General features: G+C 61.8%; 12 protein-coding genes and 3 pseudogenes. 11 read left to right on the top strand and 4 right to left on the bottom strand.

Annotated elements, in window-relative coordinates; all coding sequences use genetic code 11:
* Positions 1-20: 20 nt before the first annotated feature.
* Both M1D43_RS26515 and M1D43_RS26520 read right to left on the bottom strand, forming a co-directional pair.
* Positions 21-680 carry a phytochelatin synthase family protein gene (locus tag M1D43_RS26515; protein ID WP_026030194.1) on the bottom strand — a complete coding sequence of 220 codons (660 nt, stop codon included), beginning with the start codon at positions 678-680 and terminating at the stop codon, positions 21-23.
* Between the two features lie 3 nt (positions 681-683).
* The gene (locus tag M1D43_RS26520; protein WP_017277182.1) at positions 684-1,130 is read right to left on the bottom strand and encodes a VOC family protein; all 447 of its coding nucleotides are present in this window, start codon (positions 1,128-1,130) and stop codon (positions 684-686) included.
* Positions 1,131-1,404: 274 nt separating this feature from the next.
* Between M1D43_RS26520 and M1D43_RS26525 the strand changes: the two are divergent.
* The 3 genes and pseudogenes from M1D43_RS26525 to M1D43_RS26535 all read left to right on the top strand — a co-directional run.
* A pseudogene (locus M1D43_RS26525) lies at positions 1,405-1,674 on the top strand (ATP dependent DNA ligase); the annotation flags it as partial.
* Positions 1,675-1,793: 119 nt separating this feature from the next.
* Positions 1,794-2,705, top strand: coding sequence for a hypothetical protein (locus M1D43_RS26530; RefSeq protein ID WP_017277184.1), 912 nt, complete (start codon positions 1,794-1,796; stop codon positions 2,703-2,705).
* A gap of 462 nt (positions 2,706-3,167) precedes the next feature.
* Positions 3,168-3,766 (top strand): annotated as a pseudogene (locus M1D43_RS26535) (LabA-like NYN domain-containing protein).
* 321 nt (positions 3,767-4,087) lie between these two features.
* Here M1D43_RS26535 and M1D43_RS26540 read toward each other — a convergent pair.
* Positions 4,088-4,320: pseudogene (locus tag M1D43_RS26540) on the bottom strand (ISL3 family transposase); the annotation flags it as partial.
* A gap of 59 nt (positions 4,321-4,379) precedes the next feature.
* Positions 4,380-5,147, bottom strand: coding sequence for an IclR family transcriptional regulator (locus M1D43_RS26545; protein WP_017277185.1), 768 nt, complete (start codon positions 5,145-5,147; stop codon positions 4,380-4,382).
* 188 nt (positions 5,148-5,335) lie between these two features.
* On the opposite strand from M1D43_RS26545, the gene M1D43_RS26550 reads away from it, so the two are divergent.
* From M1D43_RS26550 to M1D43_RS26585, 8 genes are all read left to right on the top strand, one after another.
* Positions 5,336-6,910: an ABC transporter substrate-binding protein gene (locus tag M1D43_RS26550; RefSeq protein WP_017277186.1), complete on the top strand. Its 1,575-nt coding sequence runs from the start codon at positions 5,336-5,338 to the stop codon at positions 6,908-6,910.
* Positions 6,911-6,969: 59 nt separating this feature from the next.
* On the top strand, positions 6,970-7,824 hold the full coding sequence (locus M1D43_RS26555) for an alpha/beta hydrolase family protein (RefSeq protein ID WP_017277187.1): 855 nt from the start codon (positions 6,970-6,972) through the stop codon (positions 7,822-7,824).
* On the top strand, positions 7,821-9,431 hold the full coding sequence (ggt, locus tag M1D43_RS26560; protein ID WP_017277188.1) for a gamma-glutamyltransferase: 1,611 nt from the start codon (positions 7,821-7,823) through the stop codon (positions 9,429-9,431). Before M1D43_RS26555 ends, ggt begins: the two co-directional genes overlap by 4 nt.
* Before the next feature lie 148 nt (positions 9,432-9,579).
* Complete coding sequence (locus tag M1D43_RS26565; RefSeq protein WP_017277189.1) at positions 9,580-10,554, top strand: ABC transporter permease; 975 nt, start codon at positions 9,580-9,582, stop codon at positions 10,552-10,554.
* Positions 10,555-10,558: 4 nt separating this feature from the next.
* Positions 10,559-11,473 carry an ABC transporter permease gene (locus M1D43_RS26570; RefSeq protein ID WP_017277190.1) on the top strand — a complete coding sequence of 305 codons (915 nt, stop codon included), beginning with the start codon at positions 10,559-10,561 and terminating at the stop codon, positions 11,471-11,473.
* On the top strand, positions 11,470-12,450 hold the full coding sequence (locus M1D43_RS26575) for an ABC transporter ATP-binding protein (protein WP_026030195.1): 981 nt from the start codon (positions 11,470-11,472) through the stop codon (positions 12,448-12,450). The genes M1D43_RS26570 and M1D43_RS26575 overlap by 4 nt, the downstream gene beginning before the upstream one ends.
* Positions 12,447-13,448, top strand: coding sequence for an ABC transporter ATP-binding protein (locus M1D43_RS26580; protein WP_127637994.1), 1,002 nt, complete (start codon positions 12,447-12,449; stop codon positions 13,446-13,448). Before M1D43_RS26575 ends, M1D43_RS26580 begins: the two co-directional genes overlap by 4 nt.
* Positions 13,449-13,518: 70 nt before the next feature.
* Complete coding sequence (locus M1D43_RS26585) at positions 13,519-14,715, top strand: M20 metallopeptidase family protein (RefSeq protein WP_017277191.1); 1,197 nt, start codon at positions 13,519-13,521, stop codon at positions 14,713-14,715.
* The last annotated feature ends 85 nt before the right edge of the window (positions 14,716-14,800 follow it).

Genomic DNA, 14,800 nt, shown 5'->3' on the forward strand with positions numbered 1-14,800 from the left:
CCAGGCCTCCTGAGTGACAGCTATTCGATCAAGATCAGACCGCGCTTGCGGTCGCCATCGAGCGTATCCATAGCGTTGAATAGGCGTTCCCGTTCGACGAGCCAAGGCTTGAATTTTTCGTTAACGTCCAGGACGAAAACCATGTCTTCCGCTTCGAGATAACCACCAATCGGCGAGTGATGGCCACTTCCGGCACGGAAGATGCCCTCTCGATTGAAGTTGATGATGTAACGCCGATTTGGGTCGTTGGACCGCCTCATGTGTTGCCGAAAATCGTCTGCAGTGAGGTCTCGGAGCACCGTTACGCTGCGTCTGGTCTTCATTCGCGCAAGATCCGCGAGTTCATCCAATGTCAGACCGATGAGGCAGAAGCCGGTCCAACAGTAGCCGGTGTCATCGAGTACAGCGGCCTCCGTCGTTTCCTCTTCGCCGATCGATCGAAATGCATTGGCGACACTCGCCGGGCCACAACGCGACGCGTTGGATTGCCAGAGAACCTGATGATGAAAGGTCCGCGCGACCGGCAGCGACCAGGCGCGCTGCAGGAGGGCGGGTGTCCTCGTCACCGAGAGTTGGATCGTCTCGCTTGAAACACCGGCCGGCATGCCGACAAGGGTCGCCGCACCCGCAGCGAGCAACGCGACCACGGCGGCGGCGGCAAGTGGACTAGCCCACCTCATGCATCAGCCCGGCGGCGGCCGCCAGTCAGCCGACGGAATGACGTTGATCATCCACGGCACCCCAAACCTGTCGATCAGCGAACCGAAGCCAGGCGACCAGAAGGTCTCGGCAAATGGCATGACTGGCTTGCCCCCTTCGGACAACTGATCGAACCAGCGTTGGGCCTCGGCCTTGTTCTCGGTGTGCAGAGTGACATCGAAGCCGTTCTTGGGCTTGTCAATGTTCCGGGCCCATCCGACGTCCATATCAGCGCCCATCAGCGCTTGGTCGCCAACCTCTAGCCAGCAGTGCATCAGCCAATTCTTGTATTTGGGGTCGTTGATCGGCATGTCGGGCGGGGCTTCACCGTAGGAGTGAGAAGCGGTGATCTTGCCGCCCAACACCTTAGCGTAGAACTCAAACGCCTCGCGGCATTGCCCTTGGAAGCTAAGGCTGGTCACAATCTTCATGATCACCTCCTTATGTCGCCATGTTAAGTCGGATTTCGGGCGGAAACGGCCGGGAGATTGCTCGCTATTGGCCGCTTCTTGTTCGGATGCGGGAGGTGCGCGATCAGGCGTGGGTAACCTCCGTCTCTGTCGGCAATTGCGTCCGTCGTACTGGCGGATCCAATCTCGATTGCCCGTCCGCTAAGGACTCTATAAATTGCGTCTGAACGTTGATATCAACGTAGATATTCTCCGGTGTCAACCTGAAGGCTTAAAATTAGATGAACCCGGCCAGAACGAACTCGTCCACGTCGGCGGCTGCGGGACCGGCTGGTCAAGCGACCTTTCGCGAGAGCTGCGGACGCTGCTTGAGGGAATGGCGACGAAAGCGCCCGCGGTGAGCCTGAAGAGGAAGGATGCTGTCTTCGTCGAGCCGGTGCTAATCGCCGAGGTCGAGTATCGCGCCTGGACCGACGATGGAAAACTACCGCACGCTTCGTCCAAAGAGATTAGGGAGAGGGTGGACGACCCGACGGCGTTTGATATCCAAAGCGCGCTCGCCTAGGCGGTAATCCCTACAGCCTTCACCCCGGATTGATCTAGGTGAGCTTGCCCCCAGCGGCCAAGGAACTCTTTCGCGGGTGCCTAGTTTTAGACAAGTTGCATAAAGGGAGGAACACCATCATGAGCGATCCTGTCGCCGTTCATCAAACCCGCGAGACCGTTTACGCTCCTGATCTCTCGGCAAATTCCGCCACCAACGAAATCTCTTGGGGAGCAGTGTTTGCGGGCGTCGCGCTCGCGCTCGCGGTCCAATTTCTGCTAAACCTCTTGGGCGTCGGCATTGGAGCCGCCGTGATCGATCCGACAACGACCGACAACCCAAACCCGAGTACTTTTTCGATTGCCGGCGGTCTCTGGTTCGTCGTCTCTGGCATAGTTGCGGCCTTCGTCGGCGGATACATCGCCAGCAGGGTTTCCGGCCGCCCTAGCAAAACGACGGGAAGTTACCAGGGACTGACGAGTTGGGCCGTTACGACATTGATCGTTCTTTATCTCCTCACGACCTCCGTCGGCGCGCTGGTGGGTGGTGCCTTCAGCGGTCTGAGTAGCATCATCGGGGGCGTCGGCAAGACTGCCGCCACAGTCACCTCTGCCGCCGCACCGGCAATCGCCACGTCCGCGGATCCAATGGCCGACATCGAGCGGCAGGTCAGAAGTGCGACGGGGGGCAACGATCCGGCAGCGCTCCGCGACGCAGCAGTCGCCGCTGTGCAGGCAGCAGTCACCGGCGACGAGGCGACCGCGGAAGAAGCACGAAATCGTGCTGCTGATGCCATTGCAAAGGCACAGAACATTCCGGTGGACCAGGCACGCGCGCAGGTTCAACAATACGAAGAGAGCTACAAGGCGTCAATCGAACGCGCCAAGCAACAGGCGACCGAAGCCGCCGATACGGCCGCCACCGCCGTTTCAAGCGGGGCCATCTTAGGTTTTTTCTCCCTCGTTGTTGGCGCGGTCGCTGCTTGGTTCGGTGGCGCGTTTGGAACGCCACGTGCTCTGGTCACGACTGGCGCCACGCGCCGCGCCGACTAGTAAGCAGCGCCGATCTCCCGCAGCTGCGGGAGATCGGCGATTGGTCGGGAAAGCCTTCGGCTCGCCGCGCTGGAACGCGGGGACTGCCGGACAAGTGTTTCACCATCTTGGCCTTCGTACGCGGGCGCCCACGTGAAGTCGCGATCGACGCCGATTTGCCAGCGGGCTTGCCGCTGCCAGAGGTTTGATCGTTCCCCTATATATCCGAGCGGACGGGACTCCGCCGGTTTTGTACAGCATGCCACGGCTGGCGGAGGCGCTGTGCGAGGGCATGTACCGTTCGCCGTGGCAAGCGCTTATGGCAACCGGAACCTATCGGCAGAGAGAGAGAGAGAGAGAGAGAGAGAGAGAGAGAGAGAGAGAGAGAGAGAGAGAGAGAGAGAGAGAGAGGATGAGCCGAAAGGTGGATGCGGAGGTGGTGCATTCTTGGCGTATAATGCTCCTCTGAAGGAGACCGCGGCCATGTTCGATCAGAGGGAGAAGATAGTCGTCCTCATCGACGGCGCCAATCTCTTTGCTGCCTCGAAGGCACTCGGCTTCGACATCGATTTTCGCAAGCTGCTTGAGGCTTTTCGGAAGCGAGCCTATCTGCTTCGTGCCAACTACTATTCCGCGCTGGCGGAGGACCAGGCAACGGCCACAATCCGGCCGCTGATCGACTGGCTCGACTATAACGGATACCGGGTGGTGACCAAACCCATCAGAGAATTCACCGACTCGCTCGGCGTCGCAAGGTCAAGGGCAACATGGATGTGGAGCTAGCGATCGACGCGATTGAGATATCAAAGACGGCCGATCATCTCGTGATCTTCTCAGGCGATGGCAACTTCACAAGTCTTGTCGCGGCATTGCAACGCAAAGGGTGCAAGGTCTCGGTCGTGTCGACCATGGCGACACGGCCGCCAATGATTTCAGACGAACTGCGCCGCGAAGCCGATCACTTCATCGATTTGGTCGGGCTCCGTGGCGAGATAAGTCGGGAGCATTCAGAAAACGCCTTGCACGCCGGCAAAAATGGGCACGGCGAACCTATACTGGATGCGGGAGGCAGCCCAGCGTAGCGCGCTACCGCTGCACCAGAGTACGTCAAGTATGATGAATAATAACCCATAGACTATGGCAAGGCATTGCTGTCACAACATAGCCGCGCGGATGCTACGACCCGGGCCTACTGGGCCGTGCACGGAGCCGATCAACTGCTGCACCAGCTTACCTACGCGGCCCTGATCTTTGCAGCGCTGCTGTAGGTGCTTTCGTCTCCCGCGCCACACTTGACTGGCAGGGAACGGGCGTTGTTTGCGATGGCGTTTCCGACGAAGAACCCTGGCGTCGTTCTGAGCTGAAGGGATCGCATAATGTATCGTGTGGAATGCAGCGCACTAGGCGAGCGAGGCATCCCGCTTCAACTGCCGCAGGATCGTGTCGCCGCTGACTGGCATGCCCAGCCGGTCGTATCCAAGTGCCAGCCAGGGCTTCCGCCGGCACGATGGCCGAGCAGACTAACAATCTCCGAGATTCTCCTTGTCCGGTGCGCATAAGGAGAAGCAGTCGACGGCGCTCGGTCGGTGAACGTTTGTCGTTCGCAAGTCTCATGTGTGCACCGCCAGTGCTCAATGCCAAGGGGACCGTCGCATCGCAAGGTAAGATCGTCAACGGATTATCGCCGTCGCAATTTTACCAACCGAGCCCCTCGGATATTTTCCTTGCGGCGTTCTTCAATAGAGCGATGTAACGCTGAATGTCGCTGTCCTGTGTCCGAAACGCTGGAGCGGCGATGTTCACGGCAGCAATGACCGAGCCGTCGAAGGCGAGCACCGGGACGGATACCGACACAAGCTGATCACTGACCTCGCCGCGGCTGACGCAATGCCCGGCCTCGCGAACGCGTTTCAGCTCCGCCTCCAGCCTGGCGCGGGTCGTGATGGTCCGGGCGGTGAAGCGCTCGAGCTTGTCGGGAATCATCTGCGCTTGGACCTGCGGCGGCAGGTAGGCGAGTAGAACCTTATAAGAGCCGGCATGAAGCGGTCGGCGCCTTCCGATCATAGAATGCACCCGAAGATCCCGGGTCGGCTCGAACTTGGCGATGCAGAGGGACTCGCCATTGTCGATGATCCTCAGCTGGGTCGTTTCATTTACCTTCTGCCCTAGCTCTTCCAGGATCGGGTTTGCGATTCTGACCAAGTCAACCTGCGTTGACGCGGCCGTGCCGAGCACGATCGCGGTGTTTCCGAGGCGATAAGTCCCGCTACTACTCTTCCTGACCAGTCCTCGGCGTTCCATTGTGCGTAACATTCGTAAGATTCTTGGCTTGGTTTCACCGATGTCTCTGGCGATGTCGGCCAACCTGCAGTCCGGATTCTTCGCAACGTCGAGAAGCACATCAATGCAGACATCAACGGATTGAACCGTGGAGATTTTTTCCTGTTTTCGCTCATCGTCCACGGGGGAGTTTCCTTCAGAGAAATAACTGGATTATGGCTCGGGATTGAACGTTACGATGACCGTAACATGATCGTTTTCCGTTTGACAATGAACGTCCTCGGAACCTACTCTTTTTTCCAAGAGAGGGTCAGAACCGCTCGTAAGGCTGGCATCAGACCGGCAGGGAACTCCAACTGGGATTTAACAACATGACCGCAAATATATTGACGCGAGCAGCCGTCGCTCTGCTCGGCACGATCGCCATTCCTGCACTCGCCGCCGCGCAGGAGACCCCCCTGACGATCGGCATGTCGACGACGCCCACCACCCTCGATCCGCATGAGGACAGTTCGGCGCCAAACAACGCGACGTCCCGGCACATCTGGGACAGTCTCATTAATCTCACAGGGACGTCGGCCAACGCTCCGGAACTTGCCACCGAATGGAAGGCTCTCGATGACACGCACTGGGAATTCAAGCTGCGTGAGGGCGTGAAGTTTCATGACGGAAGTGAGTTCGACGCCGCCGACGTCGTCGCCTCGCTACTGCGGGCCCGCGACAAGCCTAGCCAGGGCTTTGCGTCCTACACCCGCAACATCGCGAATGTCAGCGTCAAGGACCCGCTCACCGTCATCGTCGAGACCAAGGTTCCCGATCCGCTGATCCTCAATTCGGTCAGCCGCATCCGCATCATCAGCGCCGACTGCAAGGACGCGGTGGTCCAGGATTTCGACAGCGGCAAGTGCGCGATCGGGACCGGGGCCTACTCCTTCGTCTCCTATACACCGGGCGGCGGCCTGACGATGAAGCGGAACGACAACTATTTCGCCGGCCCGTCACACTGGTCGAACGTCACCCTGCGCTTCCTGCCCGACGACGGCGCCCGGCTGGCGTCGCTTCTGTCGGATGAGATCGACATTATCGAAGCCCTTCCGGCAGACGGCATGGCGCGAGTCGAGGCGAGCGAAAACCTCCAGATCATCAACGGCCAGTCCTCACGCCTGGTCTATCTCGGCATGGATGTGGGCCGCGACGCCTCGCCCTTCATAACGGCGACGGACGGTTCGGACCTCGGCAAGAACCCGCTCAAGGACATCCGCGTCCGCCGCGCAATGCTGATGTCGATCAATCGCCCTGCCATCGTCGACCGCGTCATGCAGAAGAACGGCACCGTCGCCGACCAGTTCGTCGCCGAAGGCTATGCCGGCCATAGCGATAAGGTCGAGAGCGTCGCCTATGATCCGGCCGTCGCAAAGGCACTCCTGGCAGAGGCGGGTTATCCGGACGGCTTCAGCATGACGCTGCACGGCCCCTCCGGCCGCTACGTCAAGGATGCCGAGGTGCTCCAGGCCGTCGGGCAGATGTTCACGCGCATCGGCATCCAGTCCAAGGTCGAGGTGATGCCCTGGGCCATGTATTCGGAAGCCTATGCGGAAGGCCAGTACAGCACTTATCTCGGCTCGTGGGGCGTCAACACCGGCGAGACGACAAATCCGACGGTCGCCCTGGTCGCCACGCGCGACGAGGAGAAGGGAACCGGGCGCTATAATGGCGGCGGTGTGTCGGACCCGAAGATAGACGAGGTGCTCGCCCGCGCGAGCTCGACACTCGATGAGGTGAAGCGCGTCCCGCTGCTGCAGGAGCTGTCGAAGCAGACCTTCGATAATCTCTGGATCCTGCCCATGCACTACGAAAACGTCGTGCTCGGTGCCCGAAAGACGGTCGCTTACACGCCGCGCGGCGACAAGTACACCCTTGCCTATGAAGTAAAACCCGCAAACTGACGGCGGGCCTGGGGGCCGTGCGAGGCGGCCCCCCATCTTGACTTTTCCAGGAGACAATCATGCAGGAACTCGGAACGGGCGATGCCAATGCCCGGGCGCAGGCGATCTATGACTACGGCCAGACGGCGATTTTCGCGTCGAGGGCCGACCCGCGCCTTCATATGCTGCTCTACGTCCCGCCGACGGCTGCCGATGGCCGCAAACTCGACCTATTGGTCGCCGTGCACGGCACTGGCCGCACCTCGGCCATCGATTTCCGGGACGGTTTCGCCGAATTCGGCCTCTACAACGATTGCGCCATCCTGTGTCCGATCTTCCCCGTCGGCGTGCTCGGCGACGGTGCGCGCTCCGGCTACAAGTTCATCGAGGAAGGCGAGATCCGCTATGACCGCGTCGTTCTCGCCATGGTCGAGGAAGTCGCTGCCAAATATGGACAGGACTGGTCGACCTTCGCCATGTTCGGCTTCTCGGGCGGCGGGCATTTCACCCATCGCTTCGCCATCCTTCACGCTGAAAAGCTCTGGGCCGCGTCGATCGGCGCTCCCGGCTCGGTTACGCTTCTCGATGCGACGCGCGACTGGTGGGTCGGCATACGTGACCTGGAAGCCCGTTTCGGCCGTCCGTTCCAGCCGCAGGAACTTGCGAAGGTCCCGGTTCAGATGGTTGTCGGCGACGCCGATTTGGAGACTTGGGAAATCACCCACCAGCCCGGCGGGCGGTATTACATGGAGGGCGCGAACGATGCCGGCGCAACGCGCCCCGAGCGTCTGGCGGCGCTTGCGAAATCGTTCAGCGATGCGGGTGTGAATGTGAGCTTCGAGCGCGTGCCGGGCGTCTCCCACGACCGGATCAAGGTGTTGGGCCATGTCAAGAGCTTCCTCGCAAAGGTATTAAAGGACCGTCGCGCAAGATGAGAAATGCAACCATTGTCGCGCCGCAGCCTGAGGCGGTGGAAGCGGGTGCTCATGTGCTCGAGCGCGGCGGCAACGCTATCGACGCCGCGCTCGCCTGCGCCTTCGTGCAGGGCGTCGTCGATCCGCAGATGGCGGGCATCGGCGGGTTCGGCTCCATGCATGTGCACATGCCGAAAAAGGGCGTGCACGAGATCCTCGAATTCTACGCCCGCGCCCCCTTGAAGGCGACGCCGGACATGTGGCTGGGCGCGATCAAGCATCAGAGCCGGGACGGCTTCGGCTACGTTCTGGAAGGCAATGTCTCTGATATCGGCTACCTTGCGGTCTGCACGCCCGGATCCCTCAAGGGCTACGAGACAGCTCTCCGGGACCACGGCACGTTCGACTGGGCCGATCTCATCGCGCCAGCGATCCGCTATGCCCGCGACGGCTTCATGATCCGCAGCCACATGCACTGGTACTGGACCAAGGACCAGTCGGACGACGGGTTCGCGAACACGTACGAAAAGCTGCGCTACTCCGTCACGGGCCGGCGCGTGTATTTCCATGAGGACGGCAATATTCGCAATGTCGGGGAAATGCTCGTCAACACGGACATGGCGCAGACGCTCGAACGCATCGCGCACAGCGGCGGATCCGACATCTTCTACCATGGCGAGATCGCCGAGCAGATCGCCGAGGATTTCAAGGCCAATGGCGGCCTGATCGACCGGCAGGATCTCGCGCGCTACGAGCTGTCGCGCGTGAAACCCGTCTGGGGCGAATATCGCGGGCACCGCATTGCCACATCGCCTCCGCCGGGTTCCGGCTTCCCGATGCTCGAACTCCTGCACATCATGGAACAGTTCGACGTTGGCACGATGCAGCACGGCAGCGCCGAGCATATCCGCATCCTGTTCGAGGCCATGAAGCGGATGACGATCGACAAGGACGCGCACATGGGCGATCCCGCCTATGTCGAGGTGCCCTACGAGAAGCTGCTGTCTCGCGACCATGCAGCCGCCCTGGCCGCGTCGATCAAGGCCGGTGAGAGAGCCAATGTCTCGCGCCTCGACCGGTCGCAACGCGAGACGACCCATATCTCGGTTATCGACAAGGACGGCAACGCCGTCGCCATGACCCACACGCTGGGCAGCCCGTCCGGCGCTATCACGGACGGCCTCGGCTTCATGTATAACGGCACCATGAGCCGCTTCAATCCGGTTCCGGGGAAGCCCGGTTCAATCGCTCCCGGAAAGCGCAGGCCGAGTTCCGCCGCGCCGACCATCGTCTTCAAGGACGAAGAACCCAGCATCGTGATCGGTGCGCCGGGTGGGAGCTATATCGCCCCGGCCGTCGCACAATGCCTGATGAACATGATCGACTTCGGCATGCCGGTCCTCGAGGCGGTGGTCGCGCCGCGGATCGTCGGGGTGTCGAACACCATCGACATCTGCAACCGCATCCGCCATTCGGTCGAGGACGAACTGCGCGCGGAAGGGTATCAAGTGGCCCGCTCGCCCCAGACCTACGCCTTCGCGGCGGTCCACGCGATCAGGATTGAAAACGGCGTCTCCAGGGGAGCCGCCGATCCGCAACGCGACGGGATGGCGATCTCCGTCGCCTAGATCACGACGATTTTGGCTCGGACCGACCTAAAATCATGAAGGTGATCGATTTCTATTGGGTTAAAGCGGGGTGCGGGCGGAAAACCGCTCGGGAGCGAAACCGCTGCGGGTTGGACAATGCGGTAAGAACAGGGCCCTGGAGAAGACAATGGTCACATCGATAATCAGGCGGTTGATACAGGCGGTGTTCGTCGTCGTCGCGATGACGGTGATCGTGTTCATCGGCGTGAACGTGATCGGCAATCCGGTCGATATTCTGATCAACCCCGACGCCAATCAGGCCGAGCGCGCCCGTGTGATCGCCCATTATGGTCTCGACCAGCCACTCTGGCGGCAATATCTCCTGTTCCTGCAAGGTCTGCTGCACGGTGATTTCGGCGACAGCTTCGTCTATGGCCGCCCGGCGATGGGGCTCATCCTGGAACGGCTGCCGGCAACGCTCGAACTGGCGATCTCGGCTTTGACGATCGCGCTCGTCTTCGGCCTGCCGCTCGGTCTTTACGCGGGACTCTATCCGAACCGGGTCTCATCGAAGCTGATCATGAGCGGCTCGATCCTCGGGTTTTCACTGCCGACATTCTGGGTCGGCCTGATACTGATCATGGTCTTCTCGGTCGAGCTTGGCTGGTTACCGACCAACGGGCGCGGCCCGACGCTGGAGCTGTTCTGCGTGCAATGGTCGTTTCTGACCGGCGAGGGGATCAGGCATCTCCTCCTGCCCGCCTTCAACCTCGCTCTGTTCAAGACGTCCCTCATCCTGCGGCTGACGCGCGCCGGGGTGCAGGAGGTCCTGCCCCAGGATTATGTCAAGTTCGCCCGGGCGAAGGGTTTGCGCGAGCGCCGGGTGATCGCCGTACACGTGCTCAAGAACCTGATGATCCCCGTCGTGACGATCATTGGCCTCGAATTCGGCTCGCTCATCGCCTTTTCGGTTGTAACCGAAAGCATCTTCGCCTGGCCGGGCATGGGCAAGCTGATCATCGACTCGATCAACCTTCTCGATCGGCCCGTCATCGTCGCCTACCTGATGATGATGGTCCTCCTCTTCGTCGTCCTGAACTTCATCATCGACGTCTGTTACACCATCCTGGATCCGCGGGTCCGGCTGGATTCAAAGGCTTAGACGCATGGCCGAACACAATATGCAAGAGACGGACAAAGCGCTGCCGGAACCCGGCCGCCTTTCCAAGTACCTCGCCGATTTCTTCGCCTCGCCGGCGGCGGCGATCGGCTTCATTACCCTCCTCGTCATCTGTTGCCTGGCGCTCTTTGCGCCCTGGATATCGCCGCAGAACCCCTACGACCTGATGCAGCTGGACATCATGGACGGGCGCCTCGCGCCGGGTTCGGAATCCATGACCGGCTTCGTCTACCACCTCGGCACCGACAGTCAGGGCCGCGACATCCTGTCCGGCATCCTCTATGGCCTCCGCACGTCGCTGCTGGTCGGCGTGCTCTCTGCCTTCGCGGCCGCCATCATCGGAACGACGGCGGGGCTGTTTGCCGCCTATATGGGACGGCGGACGGAAATCGTGATCATGCGCCTGGTCGACTTGCAGCTGTCGTTCCCGACTATCCTGATGGCGCTGATGATGCTGGCGGTCCTCGGCAAGGGCGTGCTCAATGTAGTCATCGCGCTGATCATCGCCGAATGGGCGACCTATGCGCGCACCGTCCGCGCCACCGCCCTGGTCGAGCGCGAGAAGGAATATATCGAGGCCGCGCGCATGCTCCGCTTGCCGGGCTGGCGCATTCTCTTTCGGCATCTGCTGCCGAACTGTCTTGCCCCCGTGATCGTGATCGCGACGATGCAGGTGGCGCGCGCCATCGGCCTGGAGGCGACGCTTTCCTTCCTCGGTCTCGGTGCCTCCGTCACCGAACCCTCGCTCGGCATGCTGATCTCGACCGGGTACCAGTATCTGCTGACGGGCCTCTACTGGATCAGCTTCTTTCCCGGCATTGCGCTCCTGGTCACCATCGTCGCCATCAATCTGGTCGGCGATCGCCTACGCGACGTGCTCAATCCGAGGAACGCATCATGACCGCGCTCTTGCAGGTACGCAATCTGGTCACCGAGTTCGGCGGGGGCAAAGGGCGGTCCGGCATCCGGGCTGTCAACGATGTGTCCTTTTCCGTTGAACGCGGCCGCGTGCTCGGCCTCGTGGGCGAGTCCGGCTCCGGAAAATCCGTCACCGGTTTCTCGATTATCCGGCTTCTGGAGCGGCCCGGCCGCATTGCCTCGGGCGAGATCCTCTTCGACGGCGTGGATCTCAGCCGGAATTCGGACGAGGAGATGCGCCGTCTCCGCGGCAAGCGGATCGCGATGGTGTTCCAGGATCCCACGGTGACGCTCAACCCCGTTCTGTCGGTGGGCACGCAGATGATCGAGGCCGTGCTGGCCCATGAGAGCGTGTCGAAGGATATCGCCCGGCAGCGCGCCCGCGACGCCTTGGGCCTTGTCGGCATTCCGAGCCCCGAGGAGCGGCTCGCAGCCTATCCCCACCAGTTTTCCGGCGGCATGCGCCAGCGGGTGGCCATTGCCATCGCTTTCCTGCACAAGCCGGACCTCATTATCGCCGACGAACCGACAACGGCGCTCGACGTGACGATTCAGAGCCAGATCATCGCGGAGTTCCAGAAGCTCACCGAGGAGACAAAGACTGCGGTGATCTGGATCACCCATGATCTCGCCATCGTTTCGCGGTTGGCCGACGATATTGCCGTCATGTATGCTGGCCGGCTGGTGGAGACCGGCCCCGTCTCCGAGGTTCTCAACGATCCCCGCCATCCCTACACCGCAGGCCTGATCGCCTCCGTTCCCTCGCAGAACCAACGCAGCGAGCGCTTGCGCCAGATCGACGGGATGACGCCAGCCCTCAACCGCCTCCCGCAGGGCTGCAGTTTCCGCACGCGCTGCGAGCGGGCGGACGACGGCTGTCTCGTCATACCGGAGCTCGCGCCTTCGGGCGACCGATCCTTCCGCTGCATCCATCCCGTGACGAAAGTATCAGCATCATGAAGGCTGTCGAGCCCCCCCTGATCGAGGCCAGGACGATAACGCAGCGTTTTGGCGCGAGGCCGGACCTTGCCGCGAAGATCGCGCTCGGCCTGAAGCTGGCAAAGCCCGCTCCGGTGGTTCATGCGCTGGATGGCGTCAGCCTAAGCATTCGCAGCGGTGAGGTCGTCGGCCTCGTCGGGGAAAGCGGCTGCGGAAAATCGACTCTCGGCCGCGTCATCGCCGGGATCGCTACGCCGACCGGCGGCAGCGTCTTCTGGAAGGGGGTGGACCGCAACACAATGTCTGCCGCCGAGCAGAAGGAGGCCGGCCTTGCCACGCAGATGATCTTCCAGAACCCGATGGCCGCCCTCAATCCGCGCATGACTATCGAGGAGCTCATCTGGGAGGCGCCGAAGACGCACGGCATGGCAACCGCGACGGAACGCGCCTCCTACGTGGACAACTACCTGACACTGGCCGGCTTCGATCCGTCCATGAAGACACGCTATCCGCACCAGTTCTCAGGCGGTCAGCGCCAGCGGGTCAACATCGCGCGGGCGCTGGCCGTGCAGCCGACGTTCCTCGTCTGCGACGAAAGCGTCGCCGCCCTCGACGTCTCCATCCAGGCTCAGGTGATCAACCTGTTCATGGACCTGCGGGACCGGCTGGACCTGACCTACCTCTTCGTCAGCCATGATCTCGGCGTGGTGGAGCACATTTCCGACCGCGTGGCGATTATGTATCTCGGCCGGATCGTCGAGGAAGCGCCCGTCGAGGATGTCTTCAGACGTCCAAACCACCCCTACACGAGGGCCCTCCTGGCGGAAGTTCCCCGCATCGAAGCGGGCAAACGGCGTTTCAAAGCCGTGGAAGGCGAACTTCCTAGCCCGCTCGATCCGCCCAAAGGCTGTCATTTCCATCCCCGTTGTCCCTTCGCCATGGAGCGCTGTCGCGTGGAAGTCCCGGTCCGCAAGGAAATCGCGCCGAACCACCTGTCGGCCTGTCATCTGGATGGCTGATCGCGCCGGAGGCGCTCGACTAGGACGCGGTCGCATCAACAAATTCAACCCGAGAGGCAGGAGGTCAGCCGTGGCCGAGAAGCTTTCCCATTCCGGCGTCAATGACGTGGCGTCGCTGCTTGCGGCTATCGTCGATGAAAACGAGGCGCGCTTCATCGATATCCGGAGGCGCATCCACGAATATCCCGAAATCGCCTTCGAGGAGGTCCGGACGGCTGCCCTCGTCGCGGAGACCCTGGCGAGCCTCGGGATCGAGCACCAGACCGGCGTCGGTCGCACCGGTATCGTCGCGCACATCCGCGGCAAGAGGCCCGGTCCGACCCTACTGATCCGTGCGGACATGGACGCCCTGCCGATGCAGGAGGAGACGGGGCTGGCCTATGCGAGTAAGATCGCGAACCGCATGCATGCCTGCGGCCACGATCTCCACACCGCGACGGTCCTTGCCGTCGGCGCCGTGTTGAAGCGCTTGGAGGACCGGCTGGCCGGTAACGTCCGCCTCATCTTTCAGCCGGCGGAGGAAACCGCCGGCGGCGCGAAGGAAATGATTGCCGACGGGGTGATGGAAGGCGTTGACATGGCGCTGAGCCTGCATAACCGGCCCGAAATACCCGTCGGCCAGTTCGGCGTCGTGCACGGCTATGCGAACGCCGCGGTCGATTCATTCGACATCACCGTGCATGGCAAGGGCGGGCATGCGGCCCGTCCTTACGCCGCCGTCGATCCGATCGTCATCGCGGCCCAGCTGATCGGGCAGTTGCAGACCATCGTGTCGCGGGATGTGCGGGCGCTCGATGCCTGCGTGGTGACAGTCGGCTCGATCCATGCCGGCGAGGCCCGCAACATCATCCCTGAACGGTGCGAATTGAAGGGAACCGTGCGCAGCCGGCAGCCGGAGGCCCGGAATGCAGCGGAGGCCGGCCTGCGTCGGCTTTGCGAGGGCGTGGGGTTGAGCTTCCGGGCGGGCTGCGAGCTTGCTTACAGACGCGGCACGCCCCCCATCTTCAACGATGCGGGCATGCTGCAGCGCACCATGGGTGCGATCAGCGCGCAGCTTGGCGACGTGGCCTTCGATTATGAACCAAGCATGGGAGGCGAGGACTTTGCGCTGATCGCGCAAATGGTCCCGTCGTTCCGGCTGCTCGTCGGTTCCTCCCAGCCAGGCCGTTCGGATAAGGTGCACAACCCGGACTATCAGCCCGACGAGCGATCCATCGCCTTCGGAACGCTGGCTCTGGCGCGAACCGCGGTCGATCTCCTGAGCTGACTAGCCGTTCTAGATTGCGCGAGATGTTCACGTTCTGTGCCCCAAGAAGTCGTATACAGTATCGACGTGAACCTTGCCGCGTGGG

The organism is Ensifer sp. R1-3 (genome assembly GCF_056739175.1).